14 protein-coding genes are annotated in these 20,403 nt (G+C 69.6%); 7 read left to right on the top strand and 7 right to left on the bottom strand.

All coding sequences use genetic code 11. The features are described 5' to 3' along the window. Nucleotides 1–77: 77 nt before the first annotated feature. Both FMQ63_RS28205 and FMQ63_RS28200 read right to left on the bottom strand, forming a co-directional pair. Nucleotides 78–899, bottom strand: a complete 822-nt coding sequence (locus FMQ63_RS28205) for a glycerophosphodiester phosphodiesterase (RefSeq protein ID WP_011552662.1) — start codon at nt 897–899, stop codon at nt 78–80. A gap of 34 nt (nt 900–933) precedes the next feature. Continuing rightward, on the bottom strand, nt 934–2,805 hold the full coding sequence (locus FMQ63_RS28200) for an Ig-like domain-containing protein (RefSeq protein WP_228556511.1): 1,872 nt from the start codon (nt 2,803–2,805) through the stop codon (nt 934–936). Nucleotides 2,806–3,200: 395 nt separating this feature from the next. Here FMQ63_RS28200 and FMQ63_RS28195 point away from each other — a divergent pair, with 395 nt between their 5' ends. The 3 genes from FMQ63_RS28195 (at nt 3,201) to FMQ63_RS28185 (ending at nt 7,929) form a co-directional block, all read left to right on the top strand. After that, nucleotides 3,201–4,298: a hypothetical protein gene (locus FMQ63_RS28195; RefSeq protein ID WP_228556510.1), complete on the top strand. Its 1,098-nt coding sequence runs from the start codon at nt 3,201–3,203 to the stop codon at nt 4,296–4,298. 205 nt (nt 4,299–4,503) lie between these two features. Continuing rightward, nucleotides 4,504–6,966 carry a serine/threonine-protein kinase gene (locus FMQ63_RS28190; RefSeq protein WP_020477643.1) on the top strand — a complete coding sequence of 821 codons (2,463 nt, stop codon included), beginning with the start codon at nt 4,504–4,506 and terminating at the stop codon, nt 6,964–6,966. A 216-nt stretch (nt 6,967–7,182) separates the two neighbouring features. Beyond that, nucleotides 7,183–7,929: a hypothetical protein gene (locus FMQ63_RS28185; RefSeq protein WP_020477644.1), complete on the top strand. Its 747-nt coding sequence runs from the start codon at nt 7,183–7,185 to the stop codon at nt 7,927–7,929. Nucleotides 7,930–7,954: 25 nt separating this feature from the next. Here FMQ63_RS28185 and FMQ63_RS28180 read toward each other — a convergent pair whose 3' ends face one another. Together FMQ63_RS28180 and FMQ63_RS28175 are read right to left on the bottom strand one after the other, a co-directional pair. Then, entirely contained in the window at nt 7,955–9,160 is a 1,206-nt protein-coding gene (locus tag FMQ63_RS28180) for a hypothetical protein (protein ID WP_026113971.1), read from the bottom strand. Nucleotides 9,161–9,252: 92 nt separating this feature from the next. Then, nucleotides 9,253–10,821 (bottom strand): hypothetical protein, encoded by a 1,569-nt coding sequence (locus FMQ63_RS28175; RefSeq protein WP_026113970.1) that lies wholly within the window; start codon nt 10,819–10,821, stop codon nt 9,253–9,255. A gap of 174 nt (nt 10,822–10,995) precedes the next feature. On the opposite strand from FMQ63_RS28175, the gene FMQ63_RS28170 reads away from it, so the two are divergent. Next, entirely contained in the window at nt 10,996–11,364 is a 369-nt protein-coding gene (locus tag FMQ63_RS28170; protein WP_011552670.1) for a hypothetical protein, read from the top strand. On the opposite strand, the gene FMQ63_RS28165 is transcribed toward FMQ63_RS28170, so the two are convergent. The 3 genes from FMQ63_RS28165 to nadA all read right to left on the bottom strand — a co-directional run bounded on the left by FMQ63_RS28165 (nt 11,357) and on the right by nadA (nt 13,840). Continuing rightward, complete coding sequence (locus FMQ63_RS28165; protein WP_020477645.1) at nt 11,357–12,091, bottom strand: class I SAM-dependent methyltransferase; 735 nt, start codon at nt 12,089–12,091, stop codon at nt 11,357–11,359. The genes FMQ63_RS28170 and FMQ63_RS28165 overlap by 8 nt on opposite strands. A gap of 138 nt (nt 12,092–12,229) precedes the next feature. Next, the gene (locus FMQ63_RS28160; protein ID WP_011552672.1) at nt 12,230–12,829 is read right to left on the bottom strand and encodes a hypothetical protein; all 600 of its coding nucleotides are present in this window, start codon (nt 12,827–12,829) and stop codon (nt 12,230–12,232) included. 78 nt (nt 12,830–12,907) lie between these two features. After that, nucleotides 12,908–13,840, bottom strand: a complete 933-nt coding sequence (gene nadA / locus FMQ63_RS28155; protein WP_011552673.1) for a quinolinate synthase NadA — start codon at nt 13,838–13,840, stop codon at nt 12,908–12,910. Between the two features lie 354 nt (nt 13,841–14,194). On the opposite strand from nadA, the gene FMQ63_RS28150 reads away from it, so the two are divergent. The 3 genes from FMQ63_RS28150 to FMQ63_RS28140 are packed head-to-tail and all read left to right on the top strand — an operon-like array spanning nt 14,195 to nt 20,303. Then, entirely contained in the window at nt 14,195–16,609 is a 2,415-nt protein-coding gene (locus FMQ63_RS28150) for a hypothetical protein (RefSeq protein ID WP_011552674.1), read from the top strand. Beyond that, nucleotides 16,606–17,394, top strand: coding sequence for a methyltransferase domain-containing protein (locus FMQ63_RS28145; protein WP_011552675.1), 789 nt, complete (start codon nt 16,606–16,608; stop codon nt 17,392–17,394). The genes FMQ63_RS28150 and FMQ63_RS28145 overlap by 4 nt, the downstream gene beginning before the upstream one ends. After that, nucleotides 17,391–20,303 carry an ATP-binding protein gene (locus tag FMQ63_RS28140; RefSeq protein ID WP_011552676.1) on the top strand — a complete coding sequence of 971 codons (2,913 nt, stop codon included), beginning with the start codon at nt 17,391–17,393 and terminating at the stop codon, nt 20,301–20,303. The genes FMQ63_RS28145 and FMQ63_RS28140 overlap by 4 nt, the downstream gene beginning before the upstream one ends. Nucleotides 20,304–20,403 lie beyond the last annotated feature (100 nt).

The raw sequence follows: 20,403 nt of genomic DNA, 5'->3' as shown, positions 1-20,403 counted from the left end.
GGCCTTTTCCTGGGCGGGGGCGGCCTGGGCGGGCTTCGAGCGCGTGCGAGCGGTGGTGCGAGGCATGAATCCGGGGCTTATCCCGGCTTCGAGGGGGCGTCCATGATCTGCCTCAGGACGTCCGGCCGGTCGGTCATGATGCCGCCGACGCCTTCCGCCAGGAGCTGGTGCATCTCCGCCGGGTCATCCACCGTCCAGACGTTGACCCACTTGCCCCGGGCCGCGCACTGCTGGAGGAAGTCCGAGTCCACCAGCCGGATCTCACCGAAGTAGAGCGGCATGTCGAGCACGGTGTAGCGCGGGTCCTCCGGCGGCGTGTCTCCGCCACGCAGGGCGATGACGAAGGCCGCGAGTGCATCGCGGGGGTAGAAGTGGCAGGCGGAAGGGAGACGCTCCGCCAGCCGCTCGGCCACGGTGTCCAGTTCGCTGCCCATGCACACCCGCTCCAGGGCGCCTTCCTCTTGAAGCACCTGGGCGAAGGTGTCCTCGATGCCGGGGACATCCGGCTTGAGCTCCACGTTGAGGCGCAGGTTGGGGAAGGCGCGCAGCAGTTCGCGGAAGCTGGGGATGCGCACGCCCTGGCCCCGGAATGGGAGGGTGCGGCCTTCATCGGGCGTGAAGTGGAAGCCCGCGTCCAGCCGCTGGAGTTCGGCCAGCGTGAGCGCGGCCAGAGGGCCCGTGCCGTCCGTGCAGCGCTCCAGCGTGGCGTCATGGGCAACGACGAGCTCCCCGTCCCGGGTGAGGTGGAGGTCGAGCTCCAGCATGTCCGTGCGATAGCGCTCCACGGCCTGCCGGAAGGCCGCCAGCGTGTTCTCCGGCGCCACGGCCGCGCCCCCACGGTGGGCGATGTGCAGCGTGGGCCGCAGGCCGCGGAGGAAGGGGAGGGGAGAGGATGCCATGCCGCCAGTGTAGCGACTGGCGGCGTGGGGCTGGCTAGCGGTTGAAGCGGTAGACGAAGATTCGTGGAGGGGCACCGCCAGGGCTGGCATCCCATGCCACCCAGGGGGTGCCGTCCGTATCCAACTGGACCGATACCGTGGCGGCGCCGTTGGACTCCGGAATCGCACTGGGCGCAGTGCCGAACGGCAGCCAGGCGTCGCCGGTCCACGTCCTGACGTGCACGCGCCTGGCGGTGCCCTCTTCTTCGATCCAGGCGATGACCGGGGTGCCCTCGCTGTCCAATGCGAGCGCGGGGCTGTCCGCGGGGGTGTTGCCGGGAGCTGCGCTGAGAGGGCCGCCCAGTGCCTTCCACTGGCGGTCTTCCCACTGACGCACGAAAATGTCCGTCGCCGTTGTGCCAGAGCCGCTGGGATTGGATTCCTTCCAGGCGAGGACGGGCACGTCAGCGGCCGATACCTTCAAGACAGGCTGAGACGCGAAGGTGCCACCCGAGTGGTGCCTGATGGCTCCGCCCAACGCGTTCCAGCCTACGGCCGTGCGTTGCTTGACGAAGATGCGCGCGTCCTGGGTCGGCGTACCTCCAGCGTGCATGACTTCAGCCCAGGCGACGACGGGGAGCCGCGAGCTGTTCAACGCCAGGGTGGGGGTGGAGACGATTCCGCACTGTTCTGGAGCGCCGCGAGACGGGCTGTCGACTTGAAGCCAGTTTCCGTCGCTCTGCGTCTGGACGGCGAGATGGACATCCCCCTGGCAGCCGAATCCCGAGTAGGCGCCAGTCGCGTGCGCGAGAAAGGGTGTCCCCGTCGTGTCGAACGCGAAGGAGGGGGCTTCGCGCTGCACGGGCCAGTTCGTAGGCCACGCCGTGTCCCAGTCACTGGCGGTCAGTGCAAAACGTTCCCATTCGGCGCCCGCCCAGCGATGGATGGCCGTTTCGGCCACGTCGACAAGGTTGAGTTCTTCGTCCTCTCGTTTGAAAAAGTGGGAGAAGGCAACGACCGGTTCGCCGTCGTTGCTGAAGTGGAGGTCGGCGGTGGTGCTGGTGGGCTTCAGGACGGTGCCCAGTCGCTCCCACGTTTGCCCCGTCCAGCGACGTACCCCCACGCCGTTGTCGACCTGGAACGCAACGACCGCGGCTTGCGGAGCGTGCTCCCTCAGCGCCAGCCGTGACAGGGTCGCAGCACCTTCTTCGATGACGAGCCCATCGCGGGGACCGACCGGGAGCCACGCAGGGACGTTCCAGGACCAACTCACCAAAGGCGCTGCTACTGGGTTCCCCGCGAGGTCCCGGACACCGGTGAGCTTCACCTCCACATCTCGGGGCAGCGGAAGCTCGACGCCTGCTTGAATCTCCAGGGTCCGCTGGGATTCGGAGAGGCTCAGTGTCCTGGCGACGCTTTCACCGTTGACGAGGAGTTCGACGCTCAATGCGGCGAGACTGTCTGGATGGAGCGCTTCGGAGAACTCGACCCGGATGGGGTGGGATGCGCTGACGTCCGCTTCCCCGTCGGCCGGCGCTCTCAGGGCGATGGTAGGCGGTGTCCGGTCGATGGTGACGACGAGTGGCTCGCTCTGCCACGTTGCGTTCTGGAGCCTGACACGGGCAGTCAGGGAGTGTTGCCCTTCCGTATGCTCCGAGGTGTCCCATGCGAATTCGGTCGGGGCCGTGACGTTCCCAAGGGATGCGCCATCGAGCAGGAGCTCGACGTCGTCGGTCGACTCGCCGTTGGTTTTGACGTGGACGGTGACAGTGTCGCGAACGTGGGTCGCGCCCCCGGCGAGTTGGAGCCTGACATAGGGCGTCCCGCTGTCCGGGAGTTCCGGTGGCTCGACGACGTCGGGGACATTGATGCAGGCCGTCAGGACGCCGAAGCCAAGCAGGGCGGTGAGACACGTTTGGGAGGTCATGAAGTGAACGAGTGCAGGACGTATTCCATGGTGGCATGCCGAGTGCGGCGCAAGCCAGGCCACGCCACGGGGCGAGGGTGGCGGTGTTTCCATCGCCGGACGGGAATCCGGCTGCATGGACCCTCAGCCCGCGATGAGCGCTGACGTGAGCGCCACGCGCTGGTTCGCGAACACGCACGGTGCGTGACGGCAGTCTGGATTTCGCGACAGACACGCGGTCACAGGAATCGTTCACTCGGCGCAACAGAGAGGGTCGCGATTTCACCAGACTGACACCTCCGACAAGGAGGCTTCCTTGCCGCCCCCCTCGAGGCACCGGTATAAGGCGCCAACCCCTGGCCGACAGGCGTCGGTGTTCACGAACCGCGGCGCCGTAACGAATGGAGATTCTCGAAATGCAACTGCGCAAGACGCTAGGCGCGGCGGCGCTGGTGACCGCGGCGACGATGGCATCCATGGCTGGCTGTTCTGGCCGTGACGACGATACGGATCCGCTGCCGGACGCTGGCTGCCTCGGCACCTGTAGCCCGGACTCCGGGACTGGCGACGCGGGCACGGGTGACGCGGGTACGGGTGACGCGGGCACGGGTGACGCGGGCATTCAGACGGTGACCATCCGCGAGGCGCGCCTTCTGGGCGACCGTCCTCAGATCATCCTGGAGGGCGTCGTCGTCACGACGGTGGTCTACGTCTCTTCGAAGGACACGGGCGTTTCGGCGGACTTCTGGGTGGCTGATCCGAACAACGCTCAGGACGGCATCTTCGTCCAGAAGTACCGGACGGATCCGCCGACCACGTACGTGCCTGCGAAGGGCGACATCGTGACCATCCAGGGCTACGTCCAGAACAACAGCCGCTTCCGGGACCGCGAGGGCTACCGCAAGGTCCTGAAGAATAACTTCGACTTCCGCGGCGCAAGCGAAGCCACCCCGATGGTCATCACCAAGACGGGCACGATGACAGCGCCCAACGACATCGCGGTCAGCATCGACAACGGCTTCGGTAACGCGGATGGTGGCGTCGGCCGGCCCAACCTGGAGCACCTGGGCGCTCGTGTCCACATCCAGGGGCCGCTGACTCTGACTGACGCCAATCCCATGGCCATGAAGCGGCTCGCCACTCCCGATGATGGCGAAGACACCATGCACTTCGGCTTCGAGGTCTCCGGCGGCGTGCTCGTGAACAACCTCACCACCTTCGGTACGACGACCGATGGTGGCACGCCGCGCTGCGACTACCGCGTCATGGTGAACGACGGTGGCTCCGTGACCTTCCCGGATGGCATCCGCGGCGTGTGGGACACCTTCACCCACGCGCCCTGCATGGACGGTGGCACCAGCACGTTCAGCTGCTTCAATGACGCGGGCGTGATCCCCGGCACGACGAACACGTGGACGACGGTGCTCTACCCCGAGGGGTGTGACGACCTGCAGGGTGTGGTCACGGAGCCCGAGACGTTTCGTCCGGCCGCCCCCGGCGCCCAGACGGAGTAAGGGCCCGCGACGAGGGCGTGTCCCTCGTCGGTTGATTCGGCCGCCCCTCGCCCACCCGGGGAGGGGCGGCTTCTTTTTGGGCCCGGAAGGCGGGGTGGGTGTCCGGAACCCACCGATGCGGGTCCCTGGCTCCCAGGAGCCGGTGATTGTGGGTAAGCTCCGGAAAAGTCCAGTCCATTCACCTTCAGACAGACGGCCTTTCTTCGTGAGCTCGCCCCAGACGGCCATTCCGTTCGGTAACTACCTGCTGATCAAGCGGCTCGCCGTGGGAGGAATGGCGGAGCTGTTCCTGTCCCAGCGACCGCCGGACCCCGAACTGGTGGTGCTCAAGCGCATCCTCCCGTACCTCTCGGAGGAGCCCGAGTTCGTCCAGATGTTCCTGGACGAGGCGCGCATCGCCGCGCAGCTCCACCACCCCAACATCGTGCAGGTGCACGAACTGGGGAAGGAGGGCGACAACATCTTCATCGCCATGGAGTACGTGGAGGGCGTGGACCTGCGGCGCGTCATGGCCGAGGAGTCCAAGTTCGGCGCCACGGTGCCCTATGGTGTTGCCGCGCGCATCTGCGCGCAGGTGGCCGCCGGCCTGGATTACGCGCACCACAGCCGCGGCGTGGATGGGCGCCCGCTGGAGTTGATCCACCGCGACGTCAGCCCGCAGAACGTGATGATCGGCTACGACGGGCGCGTCAAGCTGGTCGACTTCGGCATCGCCAAGGCGGGCGCGTTCATGGAACGCAGCAAGCCGGGCGTCATCAAGGGCAAGTTCCTCTACCTGGCGCCGGAGCAGGTGTCGCAGGAGCGGCTGGACCACCGCGCGGACATCTTCGCGCTGGGCACCATGCTGTACGAAATCACCACCGGCCGGCAGCCCTTCGCCAAGCCGACGACGGAGGGCATCCTCTACGCCATCCGCTACGAGGACCCGTCGCCGCCGCACCTGATTCGCGACGATTACCCGCCAGCGCTCTCGCGCATCGTCATGCGCTGCCTCACGAAGGACCGCGCCCTGCGCTACCAGCGCGCGTCGGAGGTGCACGACGCGCTGGAGTCCTTCCTCGCCTCTGGCACCCTCCGGCAGAGCCTGGACGTGTCGGAGTACATCGGCCGGCTGCTGGGCGAGGAGGAGGAGCGCACCATCCTCCACATCCCCGAGGCCAAGGGCCTCGGCCGGCGTGAAGCCACCGTGCCACTGCAGGGCGCTCGGCTCTCCCAGGACGCCGAGCCGCCGCGGCGCCCGTCCGTGCTGGAGTCCACCGCCCCCACGCTGTCTTCGACCACGCCCGAGTCCGACCTGGCCTCGGTGCCCAGCGCGCAGCTCACGCCCGGCCTCACCGCTCGGCCCACGCCTCGCCGCGCCTCCAGGGACTCGGTGCCGGTCTCCTTCTCCGGCGACGAGCCCGAGCCCGCCACGCTGATGGCGCGTCCGCGCGACCTGCCTGCCCTCCAGGCGGAGGACGACGACGAGGATTCGGAGATGTCCACTGCCGTCGCCACCTCGCCCGTGGGGTACCGGGCCACGGCGCCGGTGGTGGAGGACCTGGACATCGGCGACGGAGAGTCCACCGTGCCGCAGCGGAGTCGACCCAGAGACGTTCCATCCCGTCCTGCCCCGACACCGCCGGCTCCGGTTCGTCGCTCCTCGCCGCACATGGCGCCTCCTCCGGCGCGTGTGGCGGAGCCGTCCCGCACGCGTCGCCCTGGCCCGTCGTCTCCCTCCCACGTGGCGGCCCCGCGCCGGCCCCCTCCGCCGGAAGAGGACGCAGCTCCTTCCGTGTCCATCACGCCGGTGCCTCCGCGTCGCGCATTCTCGCTGGACCTGGAGCTCTCCCAGTCCGTCTCCCTGACTCCCGCCACGGTGAATCAGCGGCCGCCACCACCGCGGAGCCCGCCGCCGTCCCGAGGCGCCCGGCATCAGGACGAGGACGAGGTCGACGAAGACTTCTTCCATACCGGCCTGAGCCACTCCTCGCTGGAGTACACCGACCCTCGGCCCACGCTTCGGGATGATCCGGACGATGACGAGTCCACCATGGGCTATGGCGGGGACTCGGGCGAATTCACCGCCGACACGCGGGCCACGCCGCCCAAGCGCAAGCGTTCGGCGGCGCTGATGGTGGCGTGCGTTGTGGGGCTGCTCGCCTTGGGCCTTGGCCTGACGTGGTGGTTCTTGGTCGGCGCGCACGGAGCATTGGCGAGGCCGCCTCAGGACTTGTCGGTCGGCGCGCTGGACCAGCAGGGAACGGCGTCACCCGTTGTCCAGCCCGCCACGGGACAGGCGCTGCCGGCCGCCAGACTCACGAACGCGCCCCCCACGGCGCAAGACGACGGACGCCCGGAAGCGACGGCGCAGACTGAACCGGCGAAACCTCCGGAGCCGCGAGCACCAGCGTCTCCTGAGGCCAACGCGGACGCGCTGCCCGCGGCCACCGCCGAAGTCTCTCGGGTGAGCGTCCGCTTCGATGCTCCCGCCCGTACGGTGCTCCGGCGTGAGGGGGGCGAGCGCCTCCCCATCAACACCCTGGTCTCGCTGCCCGCGGGCCCCATCCGGGTGAGCTACCAGTGCCCGGGGCGTCGGAAGCCGAAGGGTACAAAACCCTACCTCATAGAGCCGGCGAGCGAGGGGCCGCTCGTCCTGCAGATTCCATGCAAGAAGCGACGCCAGTGACATCGGGCGTTTGAAGCGTATGCGGCATCCTGCCCCAGCGGCGGACAAGTGGGCCCTGGTGGGCTTGAGTGGCCTTAAGCCGTTGGAATTCCAGGGCTTTCGCCTTCCCGAGCGCGTTTACACATGTCAGACGGGTCCGTAGAATCCGGAACCCTTATGGCGCGCCCGAAGAGTCAGAAAAACGTAATCAGGAAGCGGAGTTACACGGCCGGCCGGGTGGCCCGGCAGGTTCCCCTCGTCCCCGAGCCCAACAGGCTCTTGAAGGTCTGGCGTCGCGTGCTCGAACGCCGGCTGCGCACGCGCCTGCGCGCGAAGGTGGCGTTGGAGATTCACGACAACACGCACACCATGCTGACGTTCCAACGCCAGCGGGCCATGTGGCGGCTTCGGCTGCACCACATGTTCCTGGTCGCTCCGGACGACGTGGTGCAGGCGCTCGCCAGCTTCGTGCGCAAGGGTGACCCGGACGCCAGCGTGCTGCTGGACAAGTTCATCGAGCGCAACCGCGTCTACATCCGGCGCCTGTCTCCGGCGCAGATGCGCAAGCGCATCCGGCTGGAGCCCGTGGGGCAGCACCACGATTTGGAGCGCATCTACGCCCGGCTGAACGAGCGCTACTTCGAAGGCCGCATCGACGCGGCCATCACCTACGGCCCGGCGCCGCGGGTGAAGGGGCCTCGCAAGAGCATCAAGATGGGCTCCTACTCCGCGGACTCGAAGGTCATCCGCATCCACCCGGCGTTGGACCAGCCGGTGGTGCCCCGCTACTTCGTGGAGTGGATTGTCTTCCACGAGATGCTCCACCACGTGTACCGGACGCGGAAGGGCGAGGACGGGCGGCGCTGCATCCACCCGCCCGAGTTGATGGAGCACGAGAAGCAGTTCCACGACTACGCCCGTGCCCTCGCGTGGGAGCGGGAGAACCTGGACCTGCTCCTGCGTGCCCGCGTGACGCCGGCCTGAGTGGCCGTGTGTGGGTCCCCTGTGCTCAGGGGATGATGAGCCCGCCGGGGCTGCGCCGCTCCAGCGTGGGGGCAGGCGCGGCCTCCGCGGGGCCGGTGTCCGCGCCGGGCCGTGCACCGGCCCGCGCCCCGGCGGCGGCTACCAGGGCCAGCACCTTCTCGAAGAGCCGCTCGGCGAAGCGGGAGAAGGGCTCCTGGGCCCCATGGAAGAGCCGGCGGGCTTCGGCCCGGGCGATATCCGCCTCGCGTGGGCGGCTGCTCCGCTCGAAGTAGTCCGCCATCCGCCACAGCCGCAGCGCGTAGCGCTGGCGTACCTCGGGGGTGAAGAAGTCCCGGGCCACGCCGAGCACCGCCGCCTGGAGCTGCTCCTGGCGCTGCACGTCGCTCAGCGACAGCGGGCTGTGCATCACTTCGTCCATCTTCTGCACCAGGGCCTGCATGTCGAGCTCCGGAGGCAGCCACGAAGCCAGCTCCACGGTGTCGTGGAGGACGTCGGCTTCCTGCGCGCGGCGGATGTCCTCGGGCTCGGGCGGAGGCAGCTCCGTGGGCGACTGCTGCGGCTGGACACCAAAGTGGCGCAGCACCACGTCCAGTCCTTTGGGGAAGGGCGTGCGGGTGCGCAGGTTGGTGCCGGCGGCCTCGGCCAGCAGGGCCGCGGCTTCTTCGGGCGGCAGCTCCACGATGCCGCCGTGGGCCAGCCCGTCCTTCACCAGCTTCCGCCAGGTGGCGCGATTCCTGTCGCCCAACTGGAGCGCCACCACTCCGCGCTCGTCGGACAACTGCATCTGCACCACCTCCACGCCCGCGCCGCGCAGCACCCGTGCCAGCACGAGCGCTCGCTCGCCGCCACCGGTGACGGCGCTGGCGAGCGCGTTGAGGGCCTCGGGGGCAGCGGCGGGCGGCTCGGCCGGGGCGGCACGCGCGGGCCCGGCCACGGCGACGCCCCGTGAGCGAAGCTGGTACAGCGCCTTCTTCGCGGCCTTGGCCAGGGGCTTCACCGACGAGGATGCCAGGGCCTCCGGCAGGACGGCGTTCCCGTCCGACACGGCGGCCTCAAGCACGGCCAGGGCCAGAGGCTCCGGAAGGGCCTCCACGCGGGCGAGGGCGGCTTGGGACACGTCGCGCGCCATGGCGCGGGCGGACTCCACCGCTTCGGCGGGAAAGGCGGGCAGCGGCGCGCCGGAGCGCAGGGCGTCCAGCAGGGAGCGAGGGTCCGAAGAGGAGGAACTCATACCGGACCTTCTACTGCACGGCACCCGCCCCGGGGCATGCCCCGCGCGGGTATTGCGCCCACCAGGTCACAGTGCCGCGAGCGGCGGAGGACTCAGCGCCGGCGCACCAGCGCGCTCTTGCCCGGCTCCGCCACCACGGCCAGCTCGGATTGGAGCTGCGGACCGAACACTCGCGACGGCGACGCACCGCGGACGAGGAAGTGGTCGTACCAGACGCCCTGCCGCTCGTAGTCCATCTGCTGCGGCCGCCACTCGGAGGGGAAGGTGGGGGGCTCCTCGCCGGTGTAGCGCAGCGGGGAGTGCGGCGTGGACGCGAAGGTGAAGTTGGGCACGCCACCGCGCGCCCGGGCCAGCACCGCCGCGCTGTGGATGAAGACGGGCTGACGCACCACCCGGGAGCCGGGGTCGAACATCAACCCCATGACACGAGGGCGCGGGGCGGTGGCGGCCACCAGTGGCCCCCATTCGGCCTGCGCCTCCCGAGAGAAGGCGCGGTAGCCGCGCGCCATGACGAAAGCCAGCACCACCGCGCACGCCAGGGCGGCGACGCGCAGGGGCCTCCGCCACGCGGGAATGGCCGCCGGGACGGTGGCCACCAGGAGCGCGGCGGCCAGGTGCGCGTAGCGCGTGTTGAGGTAGTAGACGTAGCCGCGGATGTCGAAGGGCAGCAGAAAGTAGAGCGCCAGGGCCAGCAGGCCCAGCCCCATCAGCCGCGAGCGCGCCACCATGCCCTGGGTGGCGGAGCGCTCCGGCCGCAGCAGCCCCGCGACCCAGCCCGCCACCGCCACCGCGCCCACGGCGTACAGGGCCCACCGGTCCGAGCCATCCCGGAAGGTGTTGGCGAGCACCTGGAAGAACTCGGCGCGGTTCTGTTCGAAGCCCTTCCACGCCAGGTTCTGTGGAGAGAACGTGGGGCCCCACGCCTTCCAGGGCACCCCGGGCTGGATGTCCGCGGGCTCGCCGAAGCGAAGCACCACCCAGCCGAGGAACAGCGCGACGCCGGGCACCACCCCCAGCAGCGCGGGCACGCGAGGCCGCAGCCGCGCGACGAACCCCCGCGCTTCCGCGTCCTCCGGCACGCGCGTGGTGAGCAGCAGCAAGGGCAGTCCGAAGGCGAGGAACCCGAAGGCCTGCACGTGGAAGAGGAGCACCGCCACCAGGCACACCGCCAGCCCCACGCCCCACGTCCGGCGGCGAGGCGTGTCCTCCAGCGTCCGCACGAAGAGGCCGCAGCACAGCAGCGTTAGCGGCAGCGCGGCGCAGTAGTTGATGAAGCCCCAGTTGAAGCTGTCGCCGTAGGCGAAGGGCAGCGCCAGCAGGGCGGGCCAGGTGGGCCGGCCCAGGCTGCGCAGCAGGAATCCGAGGCTGAGCGGCAGGCCCACCACGTAGGCGGAGAGGAAGACGCGGTTGGCCATCTCCAGCGGCAGCAGCCAGTTGAGGCCGCTGACCAGGTAGTAGTAGCCCAGGTACGGCGTCAGCGCGTGACGCGCGGCGAACAGTTGCGGGTACAGCGTGGTGGGGTCATCCAGCCGGTGCAGGACGGAGATGAGGTACAGGTGCTGGGGCAGGTCCACCAGGGGCAGGTGGCGCGACACCCAGAGGGGGAGCACCCCCAGGACGAGCGCGGCGGCATGGACGAGGCGGGAGTGTCGGGGTGTCACGGACGGCGCGGACTGTACGCGGCGCCTCCCTGCACGGCGAGCCGTCCGTGCAACCCGGCCAGCGCCTGTTTTCCAGGTAGACAAAGGTATGGCTGTCGGCCTTGGCAGTCGGGAAGGGCTGCGGTATAGGCGCCGTTTGAGCAGGGGCGCCTGCAGTGCCCCGAGGAGAGCAACATGACGCGCATCGGAATGTGGGTGGCCGGAGGGCTGATGGCGAGCGGCCTGCTCCTGGCACCGGGCGCGGCGGAGGCCTGCGAGGCCCACCGGCGTCCGGCCCCGGAAACGAAGGCCGCCGAGGCCACGCCGAAGGCTGTCGAGCCTTCCGCCAGCGGCGTGGAGCGCCCGTTGGATGTGCTGGACTCGCTCATGGCCGCCAAGTGCCAGTGCGGCAGCAAGGCGGACTGCACGTGCAAGAAGGGCTCGTGCGACTGCAGCAAGTGCAAGAAGCCCAAGCGCCAGGTGATGGACGCGCTGCGCGGCCAGCCCGCGAACCTGCAGTTTGACGAGGCGCGCTACGACGCGTCCGCGGGCATCTTCATCTAGGCGTCTGGGCGGAGCCCTTCTCCGCCTTCACCACCAGCAGCGACGGTAGGGACACGCGCTCGAAGCGCACGAAGCCCGCCGCCGCGGCCTCCCGGCGCAATTCGGCCTCCCCTCGTGGATGCAGGCCCACGCCGCGGTGGAGCAGCGCCCGAGGCGCTCCCACCGAAGCGTAGGTACTGGCCACCCAGCGGCCTCCGGGACGCAGCACGCGGTGGACCTCCATCATCATCCGGGACAGGTCCGCGACGTAGGGCAGCGCGTCACTCATCAACACCGCGCCCAGCACACCGTCGTGGAAGGGGAGGTAGGGGGCTTCGGCGCGCAGGAAGTCCACGGCGACGCCGGCCTCGCGCACCTGGGCCAGGCCCTCTTCCAGCATGGCGCGGGACACGTCGAGCGCGGCCACGGGCGGCGCGTCGGGCTCATGCGCCAGCCGCCGCGCGAGCAGCCCCGTGCCGCAGCCCACGTCCAACACGGTGCCTTCGGGTTTGCCCAGGAGGCTGCGGTAGAGGACGAATTCGCTGTCGCCATCCAGCGGCTGGCGGGTGAGGGCGCGCTGGAGCACGGGGCGCATGTAGCGCTCGTAGGAGCGCGCCACCCAGCGCTGCTCCATGCCCCGCTGCAGCGGGCCGGACGCGGCGGGGTCCACCACCAGGTCGGCGACGCCCTCGGCGACTGGGTGGCTGGCGCCGCACGCCTGGCAGCGCAGCGGGCCGAAGAAGAGCACCGGGGCGTCTACCTCTGGCTGGAGGGCGCCACGCCGGCACCGGGGACATCGCAGGAGAGGAACGAGCGCGCGCCGCATGGGGCTGGCAAGGCTACCGCTCCCCGTGCGGCGCGAGAACCCGTTTTCCGCCGGACTCCGTCAGGCCGAGGGCTGCGTGCGTGGCACGCGCTTGTCCTCGGCCACCAGCACCGGCCAGCCGCGGGCCATGGCCTCGCGGAAGAAGGCGGCCAGCTCCCGGCGGCTGTGATTCACCGCGCCCAGGAACGGGTCGATGAGGGACTCCTCACCCAGGCTGCGCGTGGCCGCCAGCTCCACCGGCGTGCCGCAGCGCTCGCAGCGGATGGACACCTGGCGCACCAGGGCCACCGGCACCGCGTACCGGGCGCCACAATCTCCGCACTTCCACACCAGGGCGCGCTCACCCGCCTCGCGGCGCGCCAGGTTCTCCAACTCGTCCGCCAGCCGCAGCAGCGCCGGGAGGTCCTGGGGGGGATGCGCGAAGATGGCGGACGGGCCGAAGCCCGTCTCGGGCGCGCCCAGCGACGGGGGACGGTCCCCCTGTAGCAGGATGCGCAGCCTGTCCTTGGCTCGCATGTCTCGGAATTCAGCGCCGGTGAGCGCGCGCTCCACCGCCTCATGGACCGGAGGCAGCTCCGGCTCGAGGCGCTCATCGTCCGGCAACGTCTGGGGGAAGTTCACCAGTCGGTGCGCGGGGACTGCGAGGAATCGGAAGGCCACGGTGGCTCCATCGCATTGTGTTTCGCGGGGTGCAAGACGCGAGTTGGCAAATGTCCGCTGCTGCCGTTCATCCGCGGACTACTGAGACCAGTCCAGCATGCGTTGCAGCGGCGCGCGAGCACGCTCGCGCAGGTCCTCGGGCATGGTCAGCTCGGGCGTGCGCTCCTTCATGCACCGCCAGAGCTTCTCCAGCGTGTTCAGCCGCATGTACGGGCACTCATTGCACGCGCAGCCGTTGTCCGGCGGCGCGGGAATGAACGTCTTGTTCGGCGCGGCCCGCTTCATCTGGTGGATGATGCCCGCCTCCGTCACCACGATGAACTGCTGCTTCGGGCTACGCACCGCGTAATCCAGAATCGCCTTGGTGGAGCCGATGAAGTCCGCGTGGCGCAGCACCGCCTGCTCACACTCGGGGTGGGCCACCACTTCCGCCTCCGGGTACTCCACCTTCAGCTGCACCAGTTTCTTCTCGCTGAAGATTTCGTGGACGATGCAGCTGCCCGGCCACAGCACCATGTCGCGGCCCGTCTGCTTCATCACGTAGCGGCCGAGGTGCTGGTCCGGCGCGAAGAGAATCTGCCGGTCCTTCGGCACCTGGTTCACGATTTTCACCGCGTTGGACGACGTGCAGATGACGTCGCTCATGGCCTTCACCGCGGCGGAGCTGTTGACGTAGCTCACCACGAAGGCGTTCGGGTGTTTGTCCTTGAACGCCTTGAAGGCTCCCGGCGGGCACCGGTCCGACAGCGAACAGCCCGCCTTGAGGTCCGGCAACAGCACCTGCCGGGACGGATTGAGAATCTTCGCCGTCTCCGCCATGAAATGGACGCCACAGAAGACGATGACGTCTGCCTTCGTGCTCGCCGCGGCTTGCGCCAGCGCCAGGCTGTCTCCCACGAAATCCGCGAGGTCCTGAACTTCGCTCTCCTGGTAATAGTGCGCCAGGATGACTGCGTTCATGGAACGCTTGAACTCCTGGATTTCCTTCGCGTAGTCGACTTCGGCGCGCATGGCACCTCCCGACTCCCACCTTTAACCGGGACTTGAAGTGCCGGCCAGGGTGCGGTTTGCCCCACTTCGCTGGTGCATGGGTGGCCGCGAATCAAGCGGGCGGCCCTTTTCCAACATCCGCCCTGTCCTCATGCTGGGGCACTCCCTTCCCCATGAGGTCCGGTAAGATGGCGAGCCGGGCCGGACGCCGCGCATGCGGTTCGGCCATTGCATCTGGGAACTTCGAACCACGGGGGGAATGTGAGGGGTCGCCGTCGGAAGCTCCGGCGGGGCGGTGGAGGCTGGCGGTCACATTCCGACCCGTGAAGTGGTTCATCCGGGGGCAGGCGGCTCTGACCCGGTGGAGGAGGACATATGACCGTGACGACGCGCGCAGTGCTGGTCGTGCATCCGGAGGCGGAGCGTCGTGGACGGCTCCGCGCCTTGCTGGATGGCTACGAAGTGCTCGAGGCCTCCAACCGGCAGGAGGCGGTCGAATTCCTCACGAAAACCGCTCCCGCGCTGGTGTTGACGCATCCGGACATTTTTCCCCGGTTGTTGAAGGATCTGGAGCGCTACACCCCGCGCTCCATCCGCGCGGTGCTCTGCCCCAGGGACAATGCGCAGGCCCACCACAGCCTGGTGGACGTGGCCGCCGCGGGGCACATGTTCTTCACGCTGGAGGATGACCCCAGCCCGGCGCTGCGCCGCGCCGTCCAGGAATTGCTGGAACTGCGCGAGTCCGAGCGCCGCGAGCCGCACGGCGTCCTGGAGGCCTGCTTCACGGCGGATGGCACGACGTTCCGGGCGCGGCTTCTCGACGTGGCCACGGGAGGCCTGGGCCTGCGCCTGGAGTCCAGCGTGCGCATCGAGCGGCTCACGCCGGGCACGGAGCTGGGAGGGCTCCAGGTGCTGCGCGGCGACACGCTGGTGCTGCGCGCCGGCCATGCCACGGTGCGCATGGTGCGCCCGCTGCGCGCGCACGAAGGCCAGGGCTTCCACCTGGGCGTGTCGCTGGAGCGCCCCGTGGAGCACGCGCGCTCGTCCGCCGCGCCGCTGCTCAACGACTCGGTGCGCATCCGCGGCTTGCTGCGCCGCGCCGTGCGCGCGGGGGTGGGCTTCGGGCTGCGAACGCACGAAGGCAACCGGTTGGTGGACTTCTCCCGCGCGGAGGTGCTGCCGGAGGAGTCCCGCCTGGTGCTGCGAGAGCAGTCGCAGCCGGGCACGCTCTTCCATCCAGGAGACGTGGTGCGGCTGTGCCTGGACTTCGGTGGCGTGTGCCATGTGGGCACCACGGCGGTGCTGGCCTCGGAGCCGAACCAGGTGGAGGTGGCCCTGCCGCGCACGCTGAGCCTGCACCACCGCCGCAACAGCCTGCGCTTCCGCTCCTCCGCGGAGCGGCCCTTCGCGGTGTCCTTCAATTCGCCGCTGACGGGGGAGGCCATCGTCCGCCCGCTGTTGGACCTGCACACCGGCGGCTTCGCCTTTCCCTTCGACGCGGGCCGGGAGGCCTTCCCGCCGGGGCTGGTGCTGGACGACGTGATGCTGCAGTTGCCAGACGGCACGCGCTCGCGCTGCCGCGCCCAGGTGCAGGACACCGGGCAGCTCACGGTGACGGAGGAGGGCGCCAGCATGAGCCGCCCGCGCCGCTGCGGCCTGCGCATCCTGGAGCTGGCGCCGGAGGCCCGCGCCGCCATCCTGGACGCCTTCATCAAGGCACGGTGTCCCGATGCGCGTGATGCGTCCGAGCTGCCCTTCTCCGACGTGTGGGACTTGTTCCGCTCCGCGGACGTCCGCTTTCCCGACTACCCCTTCCACGAGACGGCGACGCCCGAGCCGCTGGTGGTCGCGCACCAGCGGCTGGGCAATGGCATCCACGGCCTGTCCAAGGCCATCGTCTATCAGCGCGAGGGCCGGCTCTACGGCCACATCTCCGGGCTGCGCATCTACTCGCGCACCTGGCTGTCGCAGCACCTGGTGGTGCGGCCGGGCTACCACCGGCACGAATCCATCTCCCAGGAACTGGTGGCGCTCGCGGCCGACTACGCGGAGAGCCTGGACGACGTGGAGTACCTGCGCGCGCTGTGGCGCTGCCGCAACCGGTGGACGTCGCGAATCTACGGCGCCATCGCCAGCCGGTTGGAGCGCCCAGGCCTGAGCTGCCTGCATGCCTTCACGCCGTGCCGGCTCCCCGTGGACGCCGCGTTGCCGCCGCCTCGGAGCGATTTGCGCGTGCGCCCCGCGGAGACGTCCGACCTGCGCTGGCTGGAACAGCACCTGCGGGAGACGCAGGACGTGGTGCGGCTGCGCAGCTCGGACCTGGTGGAGGGCGAGATGACCATGGGGACACTGGGCGGGCGCTACTCGGACGCGCGGCTGCGGCGCTCGCGCAGCATCTCCGTGGTCGAGGGCAAGGACGGGCCCCAGGGGTTCGTCCTCATGGAGGACTCGTCGCCCGGTCTCTTCTGGGCGGAGTGGTACAACGCCTTCTCGCTCGTCATGGTGGAGCCGGATGCACGGGAAGCGGATGCCGTGCGCCAGGCGCTGGTGACACACGCGGTGGCGAACTCGGCCCGGCGCGGCCGCTCCACCGCGGAGTGCCTGGCCTCGGACGCGGACCTGCCCGCCCTGGAGGCACTGGGTTTCCACAACCTGGGCAAGGTGATGGAGTTCACGGCCCACCGCCGGCTCGTGCGTGACTGGAATGCCTACCTGCTCGCCGTCTTCGAGCGGCTGGCGGCCCATGGCCGGGGTGGTAGCCGGATGGATGACAAGGACATCGCGGCATGACCTACCTGATGGAGTCGGCCCAGGAGGTGCACCGCCTGCAAGCGCAGGCGAGCGCCACCTCCTACGCGGAGCGGCTGAGGCTCACCGGGTTGAGGCCCGGGGACGCCGCACTGGATGTGGGCTGCGGTCCCGGCGTCATCACCTCGGAGATGCTGGACGTGGTGGGGCCGCACGGCCGCGTGGTGGGTATCGAGCCGCAGGCCGAACACCTGGCGGCGGCCCGGGGACTGCTGGCGGGCAGGCCCAATGTGGAGCTGCGTCAGGGCGCGCTGCCGGATACACAGCTGCCCGCCGACCACTTCGACTACGTCTGGTGCCAGTACGTCTTCGAGTACCTGGGAGAGCCGGGCCCCGCGCTGGCGGAGCTGGTGCGCGTGGTCCGCCCTGGTGGGCGCGTGGTGGTGGCGGACATCGACGGGGTGGGGCTGTGGAACTGGCCCTTTCCGGAGGACCTCCAGGAGGCGAGCCAGAAGCTGCTCGCCGCCCTGCGCGCAGCGCGCTTCGACCTGCACGCGGGCCGCAAGCTGTTCCACCTGTTCCGCAAGGCCGGGTTGGTGGACGTGCGCGTGCACATCTCCCCGTTCTATGTGGCGGCGGGTGCGGTGGACGCGCGGCTCCGCGAGGACTGGGTCATCCGCTTCCGGACGCTGCGCCCGCTCGCCGAGCCCTTCTTCGGGGGCGCCGGCCCCTATGACGCTTTCTGTGAACGCTTCCTCGCACTCCTGGACGACGCCGACACCCTCAAATATGCGATGGTGTTGACGACCGAAGGAGTGAAGCGTTGACCGTCCCCGCGGAACTGGCCTCCGCACCGTCAGCCCCCGACACACCCGAGCTGAGTGTCCGGATGCTGCGCAGCGTGATGTTGTACTACGAGCGGACCTACGGCCGGGACCGGCTGGTGCGGGTGTGGCAGCGCGAGGAGCTGCCGCTGACGTTGGCGTACGTGGAGACGCTCACCAACTTCGTCTCCGTGGGGTTCACCGAGCGGCTCTTCGACGTGCTCGACAAGGACTCCGGTGATCCGGACTTCATGACGAAGGCGGGGCGCAGCATCGCCAGTCCGGAGGCGGTGGGCTTCCTCTATTACATGATGAAGGCGCTGGCCACGCCGCGCAGCGTCTACGAGCGCGCGCTGGAGCTGGACCACACGTACAACCGCGTGGGCGGCTTCCACATCGACACGCTCACCGACTCGCGGGTGCAGGTGCGCTACGTCAGCCGCATCCGCGAAAGAGATCGCAACTTCTGCCGCGCGCGCCAGGGCAACCTGTCCGCGTTCCCCGCCATCTGGAACCTGCCCCTGGCGGAGGTGAAGGAGCTGCGCTGCCAGGTGGATGGGGCGGACTGCTGCGAGTACGACATCCGCTGGCAGAGTCTGCCGCCCCTGGCGTGGCGCTACATCGTGGGCGGCATGGCGGGCATGGTGGCCGGCCTGGTGTCGGGCACGTTGAACCTGGCGCCCCCCGTCTTCGCGGTCAGCTCCCTGGGCATGGTGGGCGTGGCGGCGGGGGCGTGGCTGGACACGCGGGCGGCCCTGCTGCGCAAGGACGAGAAGCTGTCGGAGCAGCACCAGGGCCTGCAGACGTCCCTGGAGGACCTGCAGCGGCGCAACGATGAGATCTTCGCCGCCAACAAGGCGCTCGAGGACCGCGTGGCCGAGCGGACGCAGGAGCTGTCCGAGGCCAATACGAAGTTGGAGGCGTCGCTCGCCCGGCAGCAGGAGCTGGACCGGCTCAAGAGCGAGTTCTTCGACAACGTCAGCCACGAGCTGCGCACGCCGCTCACGCTCATCCTGCTGACGCTGGAGGCGCTGGCGAAGGAGGCGGAGTCACTGCCGCCCGAATTGCCTCCGCTGGTGACGAACATGGAGCGCAGCGCGCAGCGCCTGCTGCGGCTCATCAACAACCTGCTGGACCTGGCGCAGTTGGAGTCGGGCAAGGCGCGGCTGCGCTACCAGCCGCTGGAGCTGTTCGGCTTCCTGAGCACGGTGGTGCCGCCGTTCCACACCATGGCGGAGCGGCAGGGCGTGACGCTGCGGCTGGAGGGCGCCACGGTGACGCCCGTCCATGTGGACCACGAGCGCATCGAAATCGTCTTCCAGAACCTGCTCGGCAACGCGCTGAAGTTCACCCAGAAGGGTGGGGTGACGGTGCGCGTGCGCGAGGACGACTCGGAGGTGCACGTCGAGGTGGAGGACTCCGGCCAGGGCATCGCCCCGCAGGACATCCCCGTCATCTTCGACCGCTTCTCCCAGGCGGATAACAGCGGCACCCGGCGCTTTGGTGGCTCGGGCATCGGTCTGGCGCTGGTGAAGGAGACGCTGGAGCTGCACGCCGGCGGCATCTCCGTGACGAGCGAGCTGGGGCAGGGCTCCGTCTTCCACGTGCGGCTGCCCAAGGGCACCGCGCACATCCGCGAGGATTTGCGCGAGCGCCGTCAGGCCGTCATGCCCGTGCGGCGCGAGCGCCGCATCTCCGGGGCCTTCCCCTCGCTGGAGCCGACGGGGACGGATGTCCTGGGCGCGTCGCCTCCGCCGGCCAGGGACCACGCGGGGCCAGGGCCCGAGTCGCCCCGCATCATGGTGGTGGAGGATGATCCGGAGATTCGAAGCTTCCTCGCCCGGCTGCTGGCCCAGCACTACCGGGTGATGGAGGCCATCAACGGCGACGACGGGCGCCAGCGCGCGCTGCGCGAGCGGCCGGACCTCATCCTGTCGGACGTGATGATGCCCGTCATGTCCGGCCTGCAGATGCTGACCGCCCTGCGCAATGACCCGCAGACGGTGGACATCCCCGTCATCCTCCTCACCGCGCGCCAGGAGGTGACGGCCAAGGTGGAGGGCCTGGGCACCGGGGCCAATGACTACCTGGGCAAGCCCTTCAGCCCGAACGAGCTGCTGGCGCGCATCGAAACCCAGCTGCGCCTGCGCGAGGCGGCCGTGCGCGCCGCGGAGAACGAGCGGCTGGCGGCCATCGGCCTGCTCACGTCCGGCTTCGCGCATGAGGTGCGCAATCCGCTCAACGGGCTGATGAACGCGCTGCTGCCGCTCAAGGACATGCTGACGGGTGGCTCTGCCGACGTGGAGCTGAGCAAGGCCATGCTGGAGGTGGTGGAGGAGTGTGGCCAGCGCATCCGCCACCTGGCCGAATCCCTGCTCTCCTTCACGCGCACCAGCGAGTCCCCGGTGGTGCTGTCCCTGGACTCGTCGCTGGACTCCACCCTGAGCGTGCTGGCGTGGAAGGTGCCGCCGGGCGTCAAGGTGGAGCGCGCGTACCACTGCAGCGAGCCCATCCGGGGCAATCCAGGCGCCCTGAACCAGGTGTGGCTCAACCTCCTGGACAACGCCCTGCGCGCGGTGGGCGACAAGGGCCGCGTGCGCATCTCCACGGCCAACACGGCGGAGGAGGCCATCGTCACCATCGGTGATGACGGGGTGGGCATCCGCCCGGAGGACATGGAGCGGCTCTTCCAGCCCTTCTTCTCCACCCGCGCGGCGGGCGAGGGGACGGGGTTGGGGTTGGCGCTCAGCCGCCGCATCATCATCCAGCACGGTGGGAGCATCGCCCTGAGCAGTGTTCCAGGGGAGGGTACGCAGGTGGAGGTCCGCCTGCCGCTGCGCCCCGTGGCGCCCCGTGTCACGGGAGGCCTGCCCGACCTCGCGTCCGAGCCGCGTGTCGGCCGCCTGGGCTGACGCAGCACGCAAAGGCCCCGCCCGAGCCCACGGCGTCCGGGCGGCGGAGAAGGGGAATTCCCTACCCGCTCAGGTGTCCTCCTGGGCACGGCCCGCGTGT

This window comes from Myxococcus sp. CA005 (assembly GCF_006518205.1).
GTDB classification, from domain to species: Bacteria; Myxococcota; Myxococcia; order Myxococcales; family Myxococcaceae; genus Myxococcus; species Myxococcus xanthus.
The sequence above is the reverse complement of the archived record's forward strand: the minus strand, read 5'-3'. Positions and strand labels throughout refer to the sequence as shown.